Genomic DNA, 16,849 nt, shown 5'->3' with positions numbered 1-16,849 from the left:
CCTGCGGGGTTCCCCTCACGAACTCCCGCGGGCATCGACGCTCGCCGAAAACCGCGCCGGAAACGAGGTGACCGCCCATGTCCCGCCGAGCCGACCGGTCCGCCCAGTCGCTGCAGCAGATCGAAGACTCCGACTGGGGCGACCCGCCCGCCGACGCGACCCGGTTGATCTCGACCGTGCACCGCTTGCGGCGCAAGCCCCTCGGCCTGCTCACCGCCGAAGACGTGCGCCTGCTGCTCGGCCAGCACGTCGGCGTGCCTTTCCTCGTGCCCCGCGCGCTGGCGATGCTGGAAGAAGACCCGCTCTGCGAGGGCGACCTCTTTCCCGGCGATCTCCTCGTCTCGACCCTGCGTGTTCCGCTCGCCCACTGGCACACCCACCCGGACCGCCTCGAACGGCTCGAACGCGTCCTCGCGTCGATCGACCCGGCCGCGGAAGACTTCGACGACTTCGTCCGCAGCCGCATCGCCGCGTTCCGCGAGCAGCTCCGCGCCTGACCGGCTGGGTCCACACCGCCGCACTCCGCACGAAGCCACACACCACCTGCGCTCCGCGAACGCCCGTGCCGCACCGCCGCTTTCCGGCGAGCATCCACCGAGCCCAGCCCACGGCAGGCCACTCCACGGCCTCGCATCACCAAAGAGCCCGCCCACGCGACACCAACTTCCCCAAGCAGCCCCGCTCCGTTGAGCCTCCCGGCCCGACTGCGCTCCGTGCCCCCGCGAGCGCCGTCCGATGTTGCGTCTTCCTGACGGTCGTAAAACGTATTACAGTAGCTGGACGCGTGAATGGCCGTCGTCCGAATTGGGGGCACGCAGTGCAGCTCCAGCCGAGTGCGCATGTCGACACGTTCTGCCGGGACCACCTCCCGCCGTTCGAGCAGTGGCCGGAGTTGTGGTTCGACCTGCCCGAACTGCAGTACCCCGACCGGCTCAACGCGGCCACGCGCCTGCTCGACGACACGATCGCGCGCTGGGGCACCGACCGTCCCGCGCTGCTCTCCCCCACCGAATCCTGGTCCTACGGCGAGTTGCTGACGCGCGCCAACCAGATCGCCCACGAACTCACCGCGCAAGGCGTCGTACCCGGGAACCGCGTGCTGCTGCGCGGGCCGAACACCCCGTGGCTCGCCGCGTGCTGGCTCGGAGTGCTGAAGGCGGGCGCGGTCGCCGTCGCCACTATGCCGATGCTTCGCGCGCACGAGCTGTCGAAGATCATCGAAGCGAGCACGCCCGCGATCGCCCTCTGCGACCACCGGTACCTCGAGGAACTGCAATCCTTCGACCTACCGGTAGTGCCGTACGGCGGCGACAGTCCCGACGACCTCGCCGCTCGCTGCGCCACCCGCCCGGAGGCCTTCGAGGACGTCGACACCGCCTCGGACGACGTCGCCCTCCTCGCCTTCACCTCCGGCACTACCGGCCGCCCCAAGGCGACCATGCATTTCCACCGCGACCTGCTCGCCATCGCCGACACGTTCTCCCGGCACCTGGTCAAACCCCGGGAAACCGACCTGTTCTGCGGCACTCCCCCGCTGGCGTTCACCTTCGGGCTCGGCGGACTGCTGGTCTTCCCGTTGCACGCCGGCGCCGCGACACTGCTCGTCGAGCGCGCCACTCCGACCGAGCTGGCGGACCTCGTCGCCGAACATCACGTGACGGTCTTGTTCACCGCGCCCACCGCGTACCGGGCGATCCTGGCCTCCGACCGCCGCCCGCTGCTGTCCGGCTTGCGCCGTGCGGTGTCCGCGGGCGAGGCGCTGCCCGCGTCCGTCGCGACCGACTTCCACGAGGCCACCGGGCACTGGCTCATCGACGGCATCGGCAGCACCGAAATGCTGCACGTCTTCATCTCCGCCGCCGACGAGGACGCCCGCCCGGGCGCGACCGGCCGCGTCGTGCCCGGCTACCGCGCGCGGATCGTCGACGACAACGGCCGCCCCGTCCCCGACGGCACCCCGGGCCGCCTGGCCGTCCAAGGCCCGACCGGCTGCCGCTACCTGGCCGACGACCGGCAAACGGTCTTCGTCGAAGACGGCTGGAACCTCACCGGCGACACCTACGTCCGCGACTCCGACGGCTACTTCCACTACCGCGCCCGCAGTGACGACATGATCGTTTCGTCCGGCTACAACATCGCCGGTCCCGAGGTCGAAGAGGTGCTGCTGCGCCACCCGGACGTGCTGGAATGCGCGGTCGTCGCCGCCCCGGACGACGCGCGCGGCTCGATCGTCGCCGCTTACGTCGTCCTCAACGAGGGCGTTCCCGGCGACGACGCGAAGGTGAAGGAGCTGCAGGACTTCGCGAAATCCCTTGCCGCGCCGTACAAATACCCGCGGCGGGTCGAGTTCATCTCGGCTCTCCCGCGCAACCCGAGCGGGAAGGTGCAGCGGTACCTGCTGCGCCGCCGCGCCGCCGAACCGGTGAGCTGAGGCGGCCTTCGCGGCGTAGCTGGCGAAGTGAACTCACCAGCGCTGCCTGCCCAACGCGACAACTGTGCCGCGCGCCCGACCAGCCGTCGCCCGTCGCACCAAACGAGACTGTCGCCCGCAACTAGGCCGCGGCCGCAACCAAACCAGCAAAACCGAATTCCGTCCCCATGGGGCCACTGTGGCACCCGCACCGCACCAGCCACCGCACGGACACCCAAGCCGGATCGGCACCGGCGTTATCCGCAGAGGACCGGGCCCGTCAGAGCTGCCAGCCCAACGTGACCACCGTGCCGTCCGCGCCGGTGCGCACCTCCGCCCGGTCCGCGGTCGCCTGCACCAGCAGCAAGCCGCGCCCGCGCAGCGAAACCGGATCGTCCTCGGTCTCGTCCGGCGGTCGCCACTCCCCGTGGTCGGCGATCACCACCTCGACGCTGTCCGGCCGGCACACCGCGTCGAGATCCACCAGCCCGGGCTCGTCCGGATACGCGTGGTCCGCGACGTTCGCCAGCGCCTCGTACCCGGCCAGCACGATGTCGTGCGCGCGATCGTCCGGAATGCCGGACTCCAGCGCCCAGTCCAGCAGCCGGTGCCGCAACGCGCGCAGCGCCCCCGGCTCCGCCACGATCCCGTGGCAGCTCAGCGCGCGGGTGCCCTCCTGCACGTCCATCCTCAGCCGCCCGCTCCGGCGACCCCGGCCAGCGCCTGGTCGACCGACGGGAACAGCGCGATCCACTCGTCGAGCCCGGTGGTCGTGAACGGCCGCGAGGTGATCGAGGACGTGCTCACGACCCGCAACGCGCCCGCGTCGAGCTTGCGGTGCGCGCCGGCCAGCACCTGCAGTCCGGACGAGCTGAGGAACTCGACCGCACGCAGGTCGACCACCAGCACGCCGGGCTCGCGTTCGAGCACCCCGCCCACGAACTCGCCAAGTTCCGGCGCGGTGACCAGGTCGATCTCTCCGCCCACGGTCACGACCGCGGCCGGTCCCCGCCACCGGACGGAAACCTCGAGGTCGCCCGCTTCCTGCCCGTCTCCCGAAGCCACGATTGCTGATCGTGCCGGATCGGAGGACGGATCGCCAGTGGACCCCGCCCGGCGGCACCGCGGACCCTCCGCCCGGCCGCGCGCCGGCACCGCCATCAGCGGGCCCGGAGGAGGCCAGTCGCGGAGAACGACACGCCGGCCTTGGACCCCGGGCTTCGCGCCGACCCCAGGGGAACCAACGCCGCCGGAGCTGGTCGTCTGCCACCTCGCCCCGCCTCGGCGAGCCCCGCCCGGCGCGTCCCCCATGCGGCATGGGGCGCATCTGACGCACCCAAAGTTCGGTGCGCGGGATGCCACATGGGGTTTCTCAGTAGCCGCCGGACCGTGCCAGCGGGACCGCAGGAGATCAAGGCGACCGGCAACGCGCATCGGCCGACGGACGTCAGCGAAACCGGGCCGCCCGCAGTCGGGAACCTGGTCCGAATCCGCCGCCAGCCCAACAGCACCCCGGCGAGCCCGCGGTCAAGCGAACCGGTCGGGGTCCGCCGCGGCCCACGCCTCCGCCCATTCGCGAGGCGGCTCCGCCAGCAATTGCCCAGGCTCCAGCCAGTCGTACCACTCCGCGTACGACAGCACCGTCCGTGCGTCCACCCGCCTCCGGAGCATCTGCGGCGACAACTCCGCCGGATCGGAAACCCCCATCGCCGCCATGATGCGCATCGCCGAAGCGACCGTCGCCTCCTGGTAGCGCCGCACCCGCTCGGTCTTGTCCCCCACGTCCAGCGCCCGCCCCCGGCGCGGATCCTGCGTCGCCACCCCGACCGGGCATTTGTTCGTATGGCACCGTTGCGACTGGATGCACCCCACCGCGAACATCATCGCCCGCGCGGCGTTCGTGTAGTCGGCGCCCTGGATCAGCCGCTTCACCACGTCCGCTCCGGTAGCGACCTTTCCGCTCGCCCCGAGCCGGATCCGGTCCCGCAGCCCGGTGCCGACAAGTGCATTGTGGACAGTGTGCAGACCCTCGGTGAGCGGCGTGCCAAGGTGATCCGCGAACTCCAGCGGGGCGGCGCCGGTACCGCCTTCAGCACCATCGACCACAATGAAGTCCGGCGTGACCCCTTCAGCCCGCATCGCCTTGCACACCGCCAGCACCTGCACCCGCGAACCGACGCACAGCTTGAACCCGGTCGGCTTCCCGCCTGCCAGCTCGCGCATCCGGGCGAGGAACCGCACCAGTTCGCGCGGCGTCGAGAACACCCGGTGATACGGCGGGGAAACCACCGTTTCTCCCATCGGCACCTCGCGCACCCGGGCGATTTCCGCATTCACCTTCGTACCCGGGAGAACCCCGCCCATCCCCGGCTTCGCACCTTGCGAAAGCTTGAGCGAAACGCATTTCACCGCGTCGTGCGCGGCTTTTTCGGCGAAGGTCGAGGGATCGAAATCGCCATCCGAGGTCCGGCAGCCGAAGTAGCCGGTGCCGATTTCCCAGATCAGGTCGCCGCCGCCCCGCAGGTGGTACTCCGAGAGCCCGCCCTCGCCGGTGTCGTGCGCGAAGCCGCCACGGGCAGCGCCTTGGTTCAGCGCGAGGATCGCGTTGCTGGACAAGGAACCGAAGCTCATCGCGGACACGTTCAGCAACGCCATCTCGTACGGCCGAGTACAGTCCGGCCCGCCGACCCGGACCCGCGGCGCGTGATCCGGAACCGGCACCGGCGCAAGGGACGGAACAAGGAATTCGTATCCCTCGGCGTACACGTCGCGCTCGGTGCCGAACGGTTCTTCCGCGGCAGTGCCTTTGGCGCGTTGGTAGACAATGGACCGGACGTCGCGGTCGTACGGGCGGCCGTCGAAGTTGCGTTCCACGAAGTACTGCTGCAATTCCGGCCGGAGGCTTTCGAGCAAGAACCGCAGATGCCCGAGCACCGGATAGTTCCGCAGTACCGAATGCCGCCGCTGGGCCAGGTCGTATGCCCCGGTCGCCGCGAGCGCCAGCAGCGGCGCCGCGAGGAACCACCACCACGCCGACACCGCCACACAGAGCACCACTGCCCCGGCCGCGACCACGACCAGCCCCGCGACCAGCCCAAACCGGACCACACTGAGTCTTGCCACGAGGTCGAAACTAAACCCCGCAGCCGGGACGCGCAGGTCGGCCAGCCAACGGGGAACGACCGCACCGGTCGTTCCCCAGAAGCTCAGTAAGCCAGATTGGGCCGCAACCACCGCTCCACTTCGGACAGTTCCTCGCCGCGACGGCGGGCGTAGTCCTCCGTCTGGTCGCGGCCCAGGCGTCCGACCGTGAAGTACCGCGAGTCCGGGTGCGCGAAGATCAGCCCGCTCACCGCGGCGGCCGGGGTCATCGCGTACGACTCGGTCAGGCCGATCCCCAGCTCCTGGGCGCCCAGCAGCTCGAACAGGTCCTTCTTCTCGCTGTGGTCCGGGCTTGCCGGGTAGCCGAGCGCCGGGCGGATGCCGCGGAAGCGTTCCGCGTGCAGGTCCGCCAGGTCCGGCTGCGCGTCCGGTTCGAACCAGCGGCGGCGGGCCTCCAGGTGCAGGTACTCGGCGAACGCCTCGGCCAGCCGGTCGGCCAGCGCCTTCACCATGATCGCCCGGTAGTCGTCGTGCTCGGCCTCGTACTTCGCGGCCAGGTCCTCCGCGCCGTGGATGGCGACGGCGAACCCGCCCAGGTGGTCGCCCGCGCCGGCGGGGGCGATGTAGTCGGCGAGGCACCGGTTCGCGCGACCCTCCGGCTTCTGCGTCTGCTGGCGCAGCATCGGGAACTTCCAGTCCGAGTACTCGCCGTCGAGCAGGATGTCGTCGCCCTCGGAATGCGCGGGCCAGAACGCGTACGCGCCGCGTGCGGTGAACGAGCCGTTCTCGATGATCTCGTCCAGCAGCTGGTTCGCGTCGTCGAACAGCTCGCGCGCGACCGGCTGGTCGAGGATCGCCGGGTACTTGCCCTTGAGCTCCCAGGCCAGGAACAGGAACTGCCAGTCGATCATCTCGCGCAGCTGCGGAATCGACGGCTCGACCACGCGCACGCCGGTGAACTCCGGCGTCGGGATCTCGTCGAACGACACCTTCTCGGCGTTCGCCCGCGCCTGCTCCAGAGTCAGCATCGGCGTCGCGTGCCGGTTTTCGTGCTGGGTGCGCAACCGCTGCTGCTCCGCGCGGTTGGCGGTGTCCAGCGCGTCGGCGCGGTCGGTGTCGAGGAGGTCGGACACCACGCCGACCACCCGCGACGCGTCGAGCACGTGCACCGTGGTGTGGTCGTACGCCGGGGCGATCTTGACCGCGGTGTGCTGCTTCGACGTGGTCGCGCCGCCGATCAGCAGCGGCAGCTTGAGCCCGCGCCGCTGCATTTCCTGCGCGACCGACACCATCTCGTCCAGCGACGGCGTGATCAGCCCGGACAGCCCGACGACGTCCGCGTTCTCGGCCACCGCGGTGTCGAGGATCTTCGCCGCGGGCACCATCACGCCGAGGTCGATCACCTCGTAGTTGTTGCAGCCCAGCACCACGCCGACGATGTTCTTGCCGATGTCGTGCACGTCGCCCTTCACCGTGGCGAGCACGACCTTGCCGTTGCCGCGCGAGGTGTCGATGCGGCCCTCGGCCTGCATCTTCTCCTTCTCCGCCTCCATATAAGGCTCGAGGTAGGCCACCGAACGCTTCATCACCCGCGCGCTCTTCACGACCTGCGGCAGGAACATCTTCCCGGCGCCGAAGAGGTCGCCGACGATCTTCATGCCGTCCATCAGCGGGCCCTCGATCACCTCGAGCGGCCGGGCGAACTCCTGCCGGGCCTCCTCGGTGTCCTCCTCGATGAAGTCCACGATGCCGTGCACCAGCGCGTGCGAAAGCCGTTCCGCCACCGGGTTGTCGCGCCACGACAGGTCGACGACGCGTTTGGTGCCGCTGCCCTTGACCGTCTCGGCGAACTCGACGAGCCGGTCGGTGGCGTCCGGGCGGCGGTCGAACAGGACGTCCTCGACCAGTTCCAGCAGGTCCTTCGGGATGTCCTCGTACACCGCGAGCTGGCCGGCGTTGACGATGCCCATGTCGAGCCCGGCGCGCACGGCGTGGAACAGGAACGCCGAGTGCATCGCCTCGCGCACGACGTTGTTGCCGCGGAAGGAGAACGACAGGTTCGAGATGCCGCCGGAGGTGTGCGCGCCCGGACAGCGTTCCTTGATCAGCGGCAGCGCCTCGATGAACGCCTTCGCATACCCGTTGTGCTCGCTGATGCCGGTGGCGACGGCGAGCACGTTCGGGTCGAAAATGATGTCCTCGCCGGCGAATCCGGCCTCGCGGGTGAGCAGATCGTAAGCGCGGGCACAGATTTCGACCTTGCGCTCGACCGTGTCGGCCTGGCCCTTCTCGTCGAAGGCCATCACGACGACGCCGGCTCCGTAGTCGTGGATGCGCCGGGCCTGCTCCAGGAACGGTCCCTCGCCCTCCTTGAGGCTGATCGAGTTGACCACGCCCTTGCCCTGCACGCAGCGGAGCCCGGCCTCCAGCACGCTCCAGCGCGAGCTGTCGATCATCACCGGGATGCGCGCGACCTCGGGCTCGGTGGCGATCAGGTTGAGGAACGTCGTCATCTCCCGCTCGGATTCGAGCAGGTCGGCGTCGAAGTTGACGTCGAGCAGGTTCGCGCCGCCGCGGACCTGCTCCAGCGCGACGTCCACCGCGGCCTGGTGGTCGCCCGCCTCGATCAGCTTGCGAAACTTCGCCGAGCCGGTGACGTTGGTGCGCTCGCCGATCATCACGAACCCGGTGTCCGCGCCGATCTTGAACGGTTCGAGCCCGGAGAACCGCGTGCTCGGCTCGTGCGCGGGCACCGTCCGCGGCGGAAGGCCCTTGACGGCTTCGGCGATCTTGGCGATGTGCGCGGGCGTGGTGCCGCAGCAGCCGCCGACGATGTTGACCATTCCGGCGCCGGCGAACTCGCCGAGCATGCCGCCGGTCTCCTCGGGCGTCTGGTCGTAGCCGCCGAACGCGTTGGGCAGCCCCGCGTTCGGGTGGCACGCGGTGTAGGTGTCGGCGAGTTTCGCCAGTTCCGCCACGTGGGGACGCATTTCGGCGGCCCCGAGCGAACAGTTGACGCCGACGACCATCGGGCGCGCGTGCGCGATCGACGTCCAGAACGCCTCGACGGTCTGGCCGGACAGGGTGCGCCCGGACAGGTCGACGATGGTCACCGAGATCCAGAGCGGCAGATGCGGCGCGACCTCGCGGGCCGCGGTGATCGCGGCCTTGCAGTTGAGGGTGTCGAAGATCGTCTCGATCATCAGCAGGTCGACGCCGCCGTCGGCGAGCGCCTTGATCTGTTCGGCGTACGAGGCTTTGACGTCCTCGTAGGTGACCGCGCGGTACGCCGGGTCCTCGACGCGCGGCGACAGCGACAGCGTGACGTTGAGCGGCCCGATCGACCCGGCCACGAACCGGTCGCCGAACTCGTCCGCGGCCTGGCGCGCGAGTTCGGCGGCGCGCAGGTTCATCTCGCGCACGCGGTCCTGCAGGCCGTAGTCCGCCTGGCCGATGCTGGTCGCGGTGAACGTGTTGGTGGTGGTGATGTCCGCGCCCGCGGCGAGGTACTGGCGGTGCACGTCGAGCACGACGTCGGGCCGCGTGAGGTTCAGCAGGTCCGGGTCGCCGGTGACGTCCTTCTCGTGCCCTTCGAGCCAGTCCGCCCGGTAGTCCTCGGGAGCGAGACCGGCGCCCTGCAGCATCGTGCCCCAGGCCCCGTCGAGCACGACGACGCGCTGGTCGAGCAGGTTCCGCAGGTTCTGGGTCATCGCCACCTCCGCATGAGTTCACGGAGGCGCCCTTGGGATGGTGGTGCCGGCCGAGCGTGGCGGACCACCGGTCCGTTGCAGCGCCTCTCGACCTGGTCGTCAAGACTACCGGATGTGACCACCCCGCGGGCAGGTGTGTTCACTCCTCGGGAATCGAGCCGTCCTCGAGCGGGCTGCCCCGCCACTTCCAGCCGGTCCGCCGGGGCCGTCCGGGCAGCTCGATCCGGCCCGCGCACCAGCGCAGCGCGTCCCAGGCGTCGGGAATCGGCTCCTGCTCAGGGAAAAGCCGCGCGACGACGCGGGCGCAAGTGTCGCGCGGAGCGTCGATGGCCGTGTCCAGGCCCCGGGCGATGTCTTCGCCGTGCAGCAGCAGTTCCACGCAGCCCATCGCGGCGAAACCGGCCGGATCGGAGCGGCCGGTCGGGTGGTAGGCGCGTTCGTCCGGGCGGCTGTTCCGGACCGCCGCGGCAAGCAGACGCCCGCCGGTGAGGACGAACTCGAGCAGCTCGGCCGGGGACGCGTCGGCGTCGGTTTTGGCGAGGAAGCGCACGTAACGGTCGGCCGGGCGGCTCACGACTTGAGCGGCGTAGGACAGGAGCGCGTCGCCGAGGTGCTCTGCGGTGTAACGGCAATCCCAGTCGAGGTCGCCTGCCGGACGCGTCCAGTCGCCGCCGGTGACGGGCTCGAGAGCGGTGGACACGCAGGTCAGGGCTTCGTCGAGGTCTTCGGCGCGCACGGTCATCGGGTCAGCGTAGAGAAGCCCAGAAGCCGCAGTGGTGATCTTTCGCGAATCCGGTCAACGGCTGCGCGCCGTCTGGCCGGTACGCGACCGCCTGCCCGGTCGGACCGCCGCGGACGAACGACATCCAGTCGTCCGCCATCCGGTCCGCGAGCCGCTGCTGCGCCGGGGTGAATGTTGTTGGCTGGTCGGCAAAATCGAACAGGTACGGCAGTTCCGCGGTGTGCGTGGCGCCGAGCGGGAACGGCGCTCGCAACGCCGCCGCGGCCGGTGAGGTCGGGTCGTCGAACTCGTAGGTCGACACGCTCGGCAGCGAACTGGCGAGCCGCGCGGCCGGGCAGGCGAACGCCCAGTCCGTGACCGCCGCCGCGTACGCGAGGGAAGCGTTGCCGCTGAACGCATCCACCGGGTACTCGCGAGCGACCGCGGCCGCGTTGGGGAAGACGGTGGCAAGCGCTTGCGGGTAGCCGTGCAGCGTGACTTCGCGACCGGACGCGACCTGCTCGGCGAGGAAATACGTGAACTCGTCGTGCGTCGTGCCCAGCATGACCGGCACCGGCGTCGCGGGGACCTTGCCGGGCAGCACCGAACCGCCGGTGACCGGTCCGGGCATCTCGATGCCGGCGATCGAGCCGTACGCCGGAGCGGCCAGGAGCTGCTTGACGGGCAAGGCCCGCAGGCATTCCGCGGCGGTCCGGCGGTCGGTGCAGCCGCGCGCGGCGGCGTACTCGACGCTCTTGCGCTCGGCGGCGGGCAGCGTCGCCTGCGCCTGGCACGGTCCACTTTGGATGATCGCGGCGCGGAACAGCCCGCGCGAGCCGGGGGCGACGAGGTGGTCGCACACCGACATCCCGCCGGCGGACTCCCCCGCGATCGTCACCTGGTTCGGGTCGCCGCCGAAGGATTCGATGTTGTCGCGCACCCACCGCAGCGCCTGCTGCTGGTCGAGGAAGCCGTAATTCCCCGGCTCCGGGCCCAGCGACGGGTCGGCGAGGAAGCCGAGCGCGCCGAGCCGGTAGTTGAGCGTGACCACGACCGCGTCGCCGCGGTCCACGAGCCGTCCAGCGCCGTAGCGGTCGCCGCCGCCGGTGAGGAACGCGCCGCCGTGCAGCCACACCAGGACCGGCCGCCCGGTCTCGCCGGCCGGCGGGGTCCAGACGTTCAGGGAGAGGCAGTCCTCGCTGGTCAGGGCTCCGTCGGCGGCCTGCGGACAGCGGGGCCCTGGTTTCGTGGCGTCCCGCTCCCCCGTCCAGGGCTCGACCGGGGCGGGCGGCTGCCAGCGCCGCTGCCCGACAGGTGCGGCCGCGTACGGGATGCCTTGGAAGACCCGGTGACCGGGAGCGACGCTGCCGCGGACGGAGCCGGCTGCGGTGTGCACGACGTCACCTGCCCGGGTGATCGCCGCGTCCGAAGCCGCGCAGGCCGAGGCGACCAGAGCGGGGACGACGGCCAGCGCCGCGAACCACCGTCGCCGAATCCCCCGAAAAGCCGCCGCCACCGGCCGGACGATACCGGCCGGGCGTCCCGGTCCGGCCGCCGGATCACCCGGCGGAGCACGAGAACCGCCCCACCGGGCAGCGTCGAGACCAGACCGAGCACGCCGTAGCCGACCGCGACCGTCACGCCCTGCTCCGCGCCCAGCCCGGCGGCGGCGAACGAAACCGCCGCCGCGCCCTCGCGCGGGCCGAACCCGCCGACGTTCAGCGGCATCCCCATCGCCAGCAACGCGAGCACCAGCAGCGGCAGCAGGACGCTCAACGGCGCGGTCGCGCCTGCCGCGCGGGCGGCGACCACGAACAGCGTCAGATGCCCGGCCACCGCCAGCAGGGACCAGCCGGTGACACCGGGCCACGCTTCGAGCACGCCGGTCCGGATGTCGGCCGCCCAGACGCGGCGCAGCCGTTGCCGCATCACCACCGCGACCACGACCAGCGCCACGATCACGATCCCCAGGCAGATCAGCACCTGCCGCGGCAGAAGCTCCGGCCGGAAAACCACGACGGCCAGCCCGGCGACCACCACGAACGTTTGTCCGGCGGCGCGTTCGAGCACGACTGCCCGGATGCCGCGGCCGACGTCTCCCGACCGTCGTCCGTGCTGCACCGCGCGGTGGACGTCGCCGAGCACGCCTGCCGGGAGGACGCCGTTGAGGAATTGCGCGCCGTAGTAGTCGCCGACGGCTTCCCGGAACGGCAGGTGCAGCCCCAGCCGCGCCGCGACCAGCCGCCAGCGCGCGGCACTCGCCAGCGTGGTCACGACGCCGATGACCAGGGCTATCGCGATCGGACCCGGCCCCAGCGCGCGCAGGCCACCGGCGAACGCTCCGGTGCCGAGCCTCCACCACAGGGCGGCGAGGAGCGCGGCTCCGGCCAGCAGTCGCAGCCACCGCATCAACGCACCGCCAAAATTCCGTTCAACCGGGCCGCGGCGGCGGCCCACCCCTCTAGTGTGCGTGCTCGTGCGGCAGCCGCAGCACGGAGTCGTTTCCGCAGGTCAGGGTCATCGCGCCAGGTTCGGAGCGCTGCCGCGAGGGCTGCTGCGTCGCCGGGCGGGACGAGGAGACCGGGCTGCTCGCCGTCCGGTGCGCGACCGAGGGCGTCGGGCACGCCGCCGACGTCCGACGCGAGCACCGGAATTCCGCGGGCGAGCGCTTCCGTGACGACCATGCCGTAGGTCTCGGCGTGCGACGGCAGGACCAACAGGTCAGCCCGGTGGTAGGCGGCTTCTAGCGCTGCTCCGTCGAGAGGGCCGGTGAAGTGGGCGCGCGGATGGCTCAAACTGTTGGCGTAGGCCGGGTTTCGGGTCCGTGAGCCGACGAAGTCAACCTCAAGTCCGTCTACTTCGGACAGTGCATTGAGGAGGATGTCCTGGCCCTTGCGCGGGGTAATCGCGGCGACACAGATCAGCTGGGACACTCCGTCGGTCCCGGTCGCCGGCGGTGCCGGATCGGTCCCGGGCGGTGCGATGTGGACGGTCGCGAGGCCGTGGCGCTTCTCGACAGCGCGGGCTGCGGCTGGGCTGGTGACGATGACCTGGTGCGCCAGGTGGAGCGTCTTGCGTTCGCGGCCGTCGAGGTCTGCCGCGCGCTGCGGGTCCAGGCCGGTTTCGTCGGCCAGGGGGAGGTGCACGAGGACGGCCAGGGCGAGCCGGTCCGCGTACGGGGCGAGGACGTCGGGCACTCCGCAGGCGACCAGGCCGTCGAGCAGCACTTTCCCGCCGTCGGGGACCTCGGCGAGGGCCTGGTCCAGCCGACGCTGCGCGGCCTCGTCAGGGTCCGGCCAGGTGCCGTCAACCGGCCGCAGCCGTACCGGCAGGTGCTCGGCCATGCGACGGTCGTAGGTGTTGCCGCCGCTGGGCACGCTGCGGTCGTCGACGTCGCCGGGGACCACGAAACAGGACAGTCGCACGCTGCCTCCCTCCACACAGGAGACAACGGGCGACTGGGCGATCTGGTTCAGCCTTCGAAGGTGTCCGGGTCGAAGCCGGTGCGGCGGCCCTCGTCGAGACCGCTGAGGGCATCCAGGTCGCCGTCGCTGAGGGAGAAGTCGAAGATGTCGATGTTCTCCCGCATCCGCTTCGGCGACGACGACTTCGGGAACACGACGTTGCCGATCTGCACGTGCCAGCGCAGCACGATCTGGGCGGGCGTCTTGCCGTGTTTCTCGGCCAGTTCGGCCAGCAGCGGGTCCTCGAGCACCTCGCCTTGGGCCAGCGGGCTCCACGCCTCGGTCACGATGCCGTGCGCTTCGTGGTAGGCGCGCAGTTCCGGTTGCTGCAGCGCGGGATGGAGTTCGATCTGGTTCACCGCGGGCACCGTCGCCGACTCGGCGGCCAGCCGTTCCAGGTGCGCGACCTGGAAGTTGGACACCCCGATCGCGCGGGCCTTCCCGGCACGCAGCAGCTCCTCGAAACCGTGCCAGGTGCCGACGTACTTGTCCTGGCCCGGCAGCGGCCAGTGGATCAGGTAGAGGTCGACGTAGTCCAGGCCGAGCCGCTGCAGGCTGCCCTCCATCGCGTTGATCGCGTTGTCGTGGCCCTGCGCGTCGTTCGCCAGCTTTGTGGTGACGAAGATTTCTTCGCGCGGTACGCCCGAATCGCGGATGCCCTCGCCGACGCCCTCTTCGTTGCGGTACATCTGCGCGGTGTCGATGTGCCGGTACCCGGCTTCCAGCGCTTCGCGCACCGCCGCCGCCGTTTCCTCCGGCGGGATCTGGAAGACGCCCAGGCCGAACTGCGGAATCCGGACGCCGTTGTTGAGTTCGAGCTGCGGAACGCGGTTCGTCTCGATCGTCATGTCGGCGGCCTACCCCTGCACGAGGACAGTGAAACTCGCTCGATCAGGCAGCGACCGCCTCGCGGACGTGAAGGATCTCGTCCGCGCCCGTCACCGAAAGACACCGCCGGACCGCGTGCGCCCTCCCAGGCACGATCGCGAACGACGGAATCCGCTCGTGCGCGTCGAGCAGGGCACGCACGCCCGCGCAGCTCAGGAACGCGACCCCGGACAGGTCGACGACGACCGAATCGGTCAACGGCGCGACGACCGCTTCGAAAACGTGCGCGGTAGCCGCGTCGAGGTCGCCCACCAGAGCGAGGTGGACCGCGTCCGCCTGCCTCGCCGCGCGGACGGTCAGTTCCACCGGCGCCGTGACGCCGGGAAGGTGGAGAGTCATGGGTTTGCGCTCCTTTCGCAGAGAACTGCTGGGGGCGCTGACCGCAGTATGGTTCTCGACAACAGCCAACACTGAAAACCGTACGCGCTCTGCGAGTGCGGTCAACCCGGGTGACCACGAGGTTCACTCACGCGGCGGCTGAGTCCGCCTGTTCGGGGGGCGTGCTTCGGCGGCACTGTTGCCGAGCTGCGCTGCGGATGAGTTTGCCCGGCCGGTTTGTTGGCGGGCTGCCGATTTCTGCGGCGGGGCGGGGATTCGTTCATCGGCCGTTTACTGCCGGACCCCTGGTTGGGGGATGTTTCCGTTGGTGCTTCGGCCGCCCCGGGCAGTCTGATCGGCTCGCCGTTTCGCGCTGCGGGGTTCGTTCTCGCGGCCAGGCGAATTGACCGGTGTTCGGGGAGTGGCCGTTGGTTCGCGCAGTGAGCGCATTTGCGGCGGTTCACTTGACGTAGCAAGCAAAATGGCCGCGCTGGGCAGATGCTGAATCGACCGGGCAGAGTCGGGCCTGGATTATCGAGTCGGGCTGCGGGCGTACAAGCGGCCATCCAGTCTCACGGCGGACAAGTCGGGCCCGCGGCTTGGCCCTCCGATACGGACCGAGCCATTCGCGCGCAGCGACCTAGCATCCATCAAGCGGTCGCTCTCGCCGCAAGCGAGCCGAGCGGTGCCTCTCCGACGTGAGACTCGCAGGGTCGCTCCCTTACTGCGGCGTCGATTCACACACCGACCTTGCCGCCCGTCACTCTTGCGGAAGGTCAGGCTGCCTGCTCAGAGGCCGCCCGGCGCGCCGGTCCACTGTGGACCGTCAATCGCGAAGGGCGAGCTTCGCCAGTTCCTCGTCGAAGTCGAAGCAGCGGTCCTCGAAGCCGACCGGGACCTCGTCGTAGGTACGGTCGAGGAAGTCGGCGAGTTCGCTGGCCGCGGCTTCCAGCACGGCCGAGCCGTCCGGCGCGTTCAGCTCGACGAGCACGCGGCTGTCGTCGGAGGCGGGACGCACCTGGACGTCGCCGTCGCCCGCGGGGGCGAGCAGGCCGTCGGCGAGGAGGTCTCGCCCGAACAGCCAGCGCACGACGCCGCCGCCGGCGTGGTAGCCGACCGACACCGCGAACGGATCCGCCGGGTCGTACTCGAGATCGGCGCGCACCGGCAGCGGGACGGACCCGAACGTGCGCAGCCCGAAGATGATCGTCGCGCGGACGACCTGCGGTTCGGTTTCCACGACGGCGCCTCCTTCGTAATCCGGTCGCGAACCTGTCCGGACCGAAGTGAATGTTTCTCAATAGGTAACGCGCCGTAAGAGCCTAAGCTGCCCGACCGGGCAGATTTCACTCCAACGGTGGAGATCTACGTCTCAGTTGGCTACGCAAGGGCAGCATTGACCGCAGGAACGGGCAGCGCACCCGTCCCTGCCCGAGCCGGACCGGGCGGCTTCGACCTGCGCAAACGGATCGCCACGATCGGGGAGCCGGACAGGTTCGGGCCCGGCGGAGAGGACCGCTCTTCCCGCGAAAACGACGGCGAATGCGGGACGGGCAGAATCGGGTCAAGACCGAGAAGCGACTCGGTTCGCGACAGCCCCGAAATTCAACGCGGGTTCAGTGAGCCGTCGCCATGCCCATGAGCCGGGCCACCTCGAGAGCAAGCGCCAGGTACCCGAGCACCAAGGCCGCGGACGACCGGCCGCGGCCCCCGGCTCGGCGCCCGAGGTGGCCGAAGACGATCGCGAGCAGAGGCAGCACCAAGGGCCCCAGAACCGTGACCGGCTGGTAATAGAGCGCGTCGCCGAAACTGCTGCTGTGGCTGGGGTAGGTCCCGATGAACGCGAGCCAGCTGACGATGCTGAGCACCAGCGCCGCGGTAGCTGCCCTGGTCGACGGCTGTTCACCCATGCCGCGAAGCTAGCCAGCCAGACCGGGACCGGTCCCCGACCGCACTCCGCGCCCGCCTGGGACCGGACCGCCGCGACAGCGGGAGTCCGTTGGCTGGCCCGCATCACTCCATGACGCCGGGCGTGACTCCGGCACGGTCACTTTGCCTGAGCGCACCCGCGACCGGCCTCGCGCGGCCCCGCTCCAGCACGCCAGCATCGAGACCCGTGCGCAATCCGCCATCACCTCAGGGTGCCGGGCATCGCTCCGGCATGGCCGCGTCGCTTGAGTGCACCCGTACCAAGCCCGGCGACCACCGCCCCAATCCGCCCGACACCACACCGAAC

The 16,849-nt window shown here is 70.4% G+C and carries 13 protein-coding genes, 1 pseudogene and 1 riboswitch; of the genes and pseudogenes, 2 read left to right on the top strand and 12 right to left on the bottom strand.

Translation table 11 applies throughout. The features are described 5' to 3' along the window. Positions 1–77 precede the first annotated feature (77 nt). Positions 78–497 carry a contact-dependent growth inhibition system immunity protein gene (locus tag H5411_RS43070; RefSeq protein ID WP_183127406.1) on the top strand — a complete coding sequence of 140 codons (420 nt, stop codon included), beginning with the start codon at positions 78–80 and terminating at the stop codon, positions 495–497. 320 nt (positions 498–817) lie between these two features. Next, positions 818–2,431, top strand: a complete 1,614-nt coding sequence (locus H5411_RS43065; RefSeq protein WP_183127404.1) for an AMP-binding protein — start codon at positions 818–820, stop codon at positions 2,429–2,431. A 259-nt stretch (positions 2,432–2,690) separates the two neighbouring features. Here H5411_RS43065 and H5411_RS43060 read toward each other — a convergent pair whose 3' ends face one another. The 12 genes and pseudogenes from H5411_RS43060 to H5411_RS43005 form a co-directional block, all read right to left on the bottom strand. Next, positions 2,691–3,098: an ATP-binding protein gene (locus H5411_RS43060; protein ID WP_183127402.1), complete on the bottom strand. Its 408-nt coding sequence runs from the start codon at positions 3,096–3,098 to the stop codon at positions 2,691–2,693. A 2-nt stretch (positions 3,099–3,100) separates the two neighbouring features. Beyond that, positions 3,101–3,475: an STAS domain-containing protein gene (locus H5411_RS43055; RefSeq protein ID WP_183127400.1), complete on the bottom strand. Its 375-nt coding sequence runs from the start codon at positions 3,473–3,475 to the stop codon at positions 3,101–3,103. 462 nt (positions 3,476–3,937) lie between these two features. Continuing rightward, a complete protein-coding gene (locus tag H5411_RS43050) occupies positions 3,938–5,533 on the bottom strand; it encodes an FMN-binding glutamate synthase family protein (RefSeq protein ID WP_312878739.1) in 1,596 nt (531 codons plus the stop codon). Between the two features lie 83 nt (positions 5,534–5,616). Beyond that, a complete protein-coding gene (gene metH / locus H5411_RS43045; RefSeq protein ID WP_183127398.1) occupies positions 5,617–9,222 on the bottom strand; it encodes a methionine synthase in 3,606 nt (1,201 codons plus the stop codon). A gap of 17 nt (positions 9,223–9,239) precedes the next feature. Beyond that, positions 9,240–9,317: riboswitch (S-adenosyl-L-homocysteine riboswitch) on the bottom strand. A gap of 44 nt (positions 9,318–9,361) precedes the next feature. After that, complete coding sequence (locus tag H5411_RS43040) at positions 9,362–9,964, bottom strand: maleylpyruvate isomerase N-terminal domain-containing protein (RefSeq protein ID WP_101438787.1); 603 nt, start codon at positions 9,962–9,964, stop codon at positions 9,362–9,364. A gap of 4 nt (positions 9,965–9,968) precedes the next feature. Beyond that, positions 9,969–11,339, bottom strand: a complete 1,371-nt coding sequence (locus H5411_RS43035; RefSeq protein WP_244194803.1) for a carboxylesterase/lipase family protein — start codon at positions 11,337–11,339, stop codon at positions 9,969–9,971. A gap of 251 nt (positions 11,340–11,590) precedes the next feature. Further along, a pseudogene (locus H5411_RS43030) lies at positions 11,591–12,352 on the bottom strand (lysylphosphatidylglycerol synthase domain-containing protein); the annotation flags it as partial. Further along, on the bottom strand, positions 12,352–13,362 hold the full coding sequence (locus H5411_RS43025) for a glycosyltransferase family 4 protein (RefSeq protein ID WP_208637708.1): 1,011 nt from the start codon (positions 13,360–13,362) through the stop codon (positions 12,352–12,354). The pseudogene H5411_RS43030 and the gene H5411_RS43025, both read right to left, overlap by 1 nt. 53 nt (positions 13,363–13,415) lie before the next feature. Next, positions 13,416–14,255 (bottom strand): aldo/keto reductase, encoded by an 840-nt coding sequence (locus H5411_RS43020; RefSeq protein ID WP_101438784.1) that lies wholly within the window; start codon positions 14,253–14,255, stop codon positions 13,416–13,418. Between the two features lie 43 nt (positions 14,256–14,298). After that, on the bottom strand, positions 14,299–14,634 hold the full coding sequence (locus tag H5411_RS43015) for an STAS domain-containing protein (RefSeq protein WP_101438783.1): 336 nt from the start codon (positions 14,632–14,634) through the stop codon (positions 14,299–14,301). Between the two features lie 805 nt (positions 14,635–15,439). Continuing rightward, entirely contained in the window at positions 15,440–15,853 is a 414-nt protein-coding gene (locus H5411_RS43010) for an SsgA family sporulation/cell division regulator (protein WP_101438782.1), read from the bottom strand. A 376-nt stretch (positions 15,854–16,229) separates the two neighbouring features. Then, a complete protein-coding gene (locus H5411_RS43005) occupies positions 16,230–16,523 on the bottom strand; it encodes a hypothetical protein (protein ID WP_101438781.1) in 294 nt (97 codons plus the stop codon). Positions 16,524–16,849 lie beyond the last annotated feature (326 nt).

This window comes from Amycolatopsis echigonensis, assembly GCF_014174495.1.
In the GTDB taxonomy this organism is placed as follows: Bacteria; Actinomycetota; Actinomycetes; order Mycobacteriales; family Pseudonocardiaceae; genus Amycolatopsis; species Amycolatopsis echigonensis.
The sequence above is the reverse complement of the archived record's forward strand: the minus strand, read 5'-3'. Positions and strand labels throughout refer to the sequence as shown.

Excerpts from the sequence above, each read along its gene's own strand:
- H5411_RS43070 (WP_183127406.1), top strand. The coding sequence starts at position 78 with ATGTCCCGCCGAGCCGACCGGTCCGCCCAGTCGCTGCAGCAGATCGAA.
- H5411_RS43060 (WP_183127402.1), bottom strand. The coding sequence starts at position 3,098 with ATGGACGTGCAGGAGGGCACCCGCGCGCTGAGCTGCCACGGGATCGTG.
- metH (WP_183127398.1), bottom strand. The coding sequence starts at position 9,222 with ATGACCCAGAACCTGCGGAACCTGCTCGACCAGCGCGTCGTCGTGCTC.
- H5411_RS43040 (WP_101438787.1), bottom strand. The coding sequence starts at position 9,964 with ATGACCGTGCGCGCCGAAGACCTCGACGAAGCCCTGACCTGCGTGTCC.
- H5411_RS43020 (WP_101438784.1), bottom strand. The coding sequence starts at position 14,255 with ATGACGATCGAGACGAACCGCGTTCCGCAGCTCGAACTCAACAACGGC.
- H5411_RS43015 (WP_101438783.1), bottom strand. The coding sequence starts at position 14,634 with ATGACTCTCCACCTTCCCGGCGTCACGGCGCCGGTGGAACTGACCGTC.
- H5411_RS43005 (WP_101438781.1), bottom strand. The coding sequence starts at position 16,523 with ATGGGTGAACAGCCGTCGACCAGGGCAGCTACCGCGGCGCTGGTGCTC.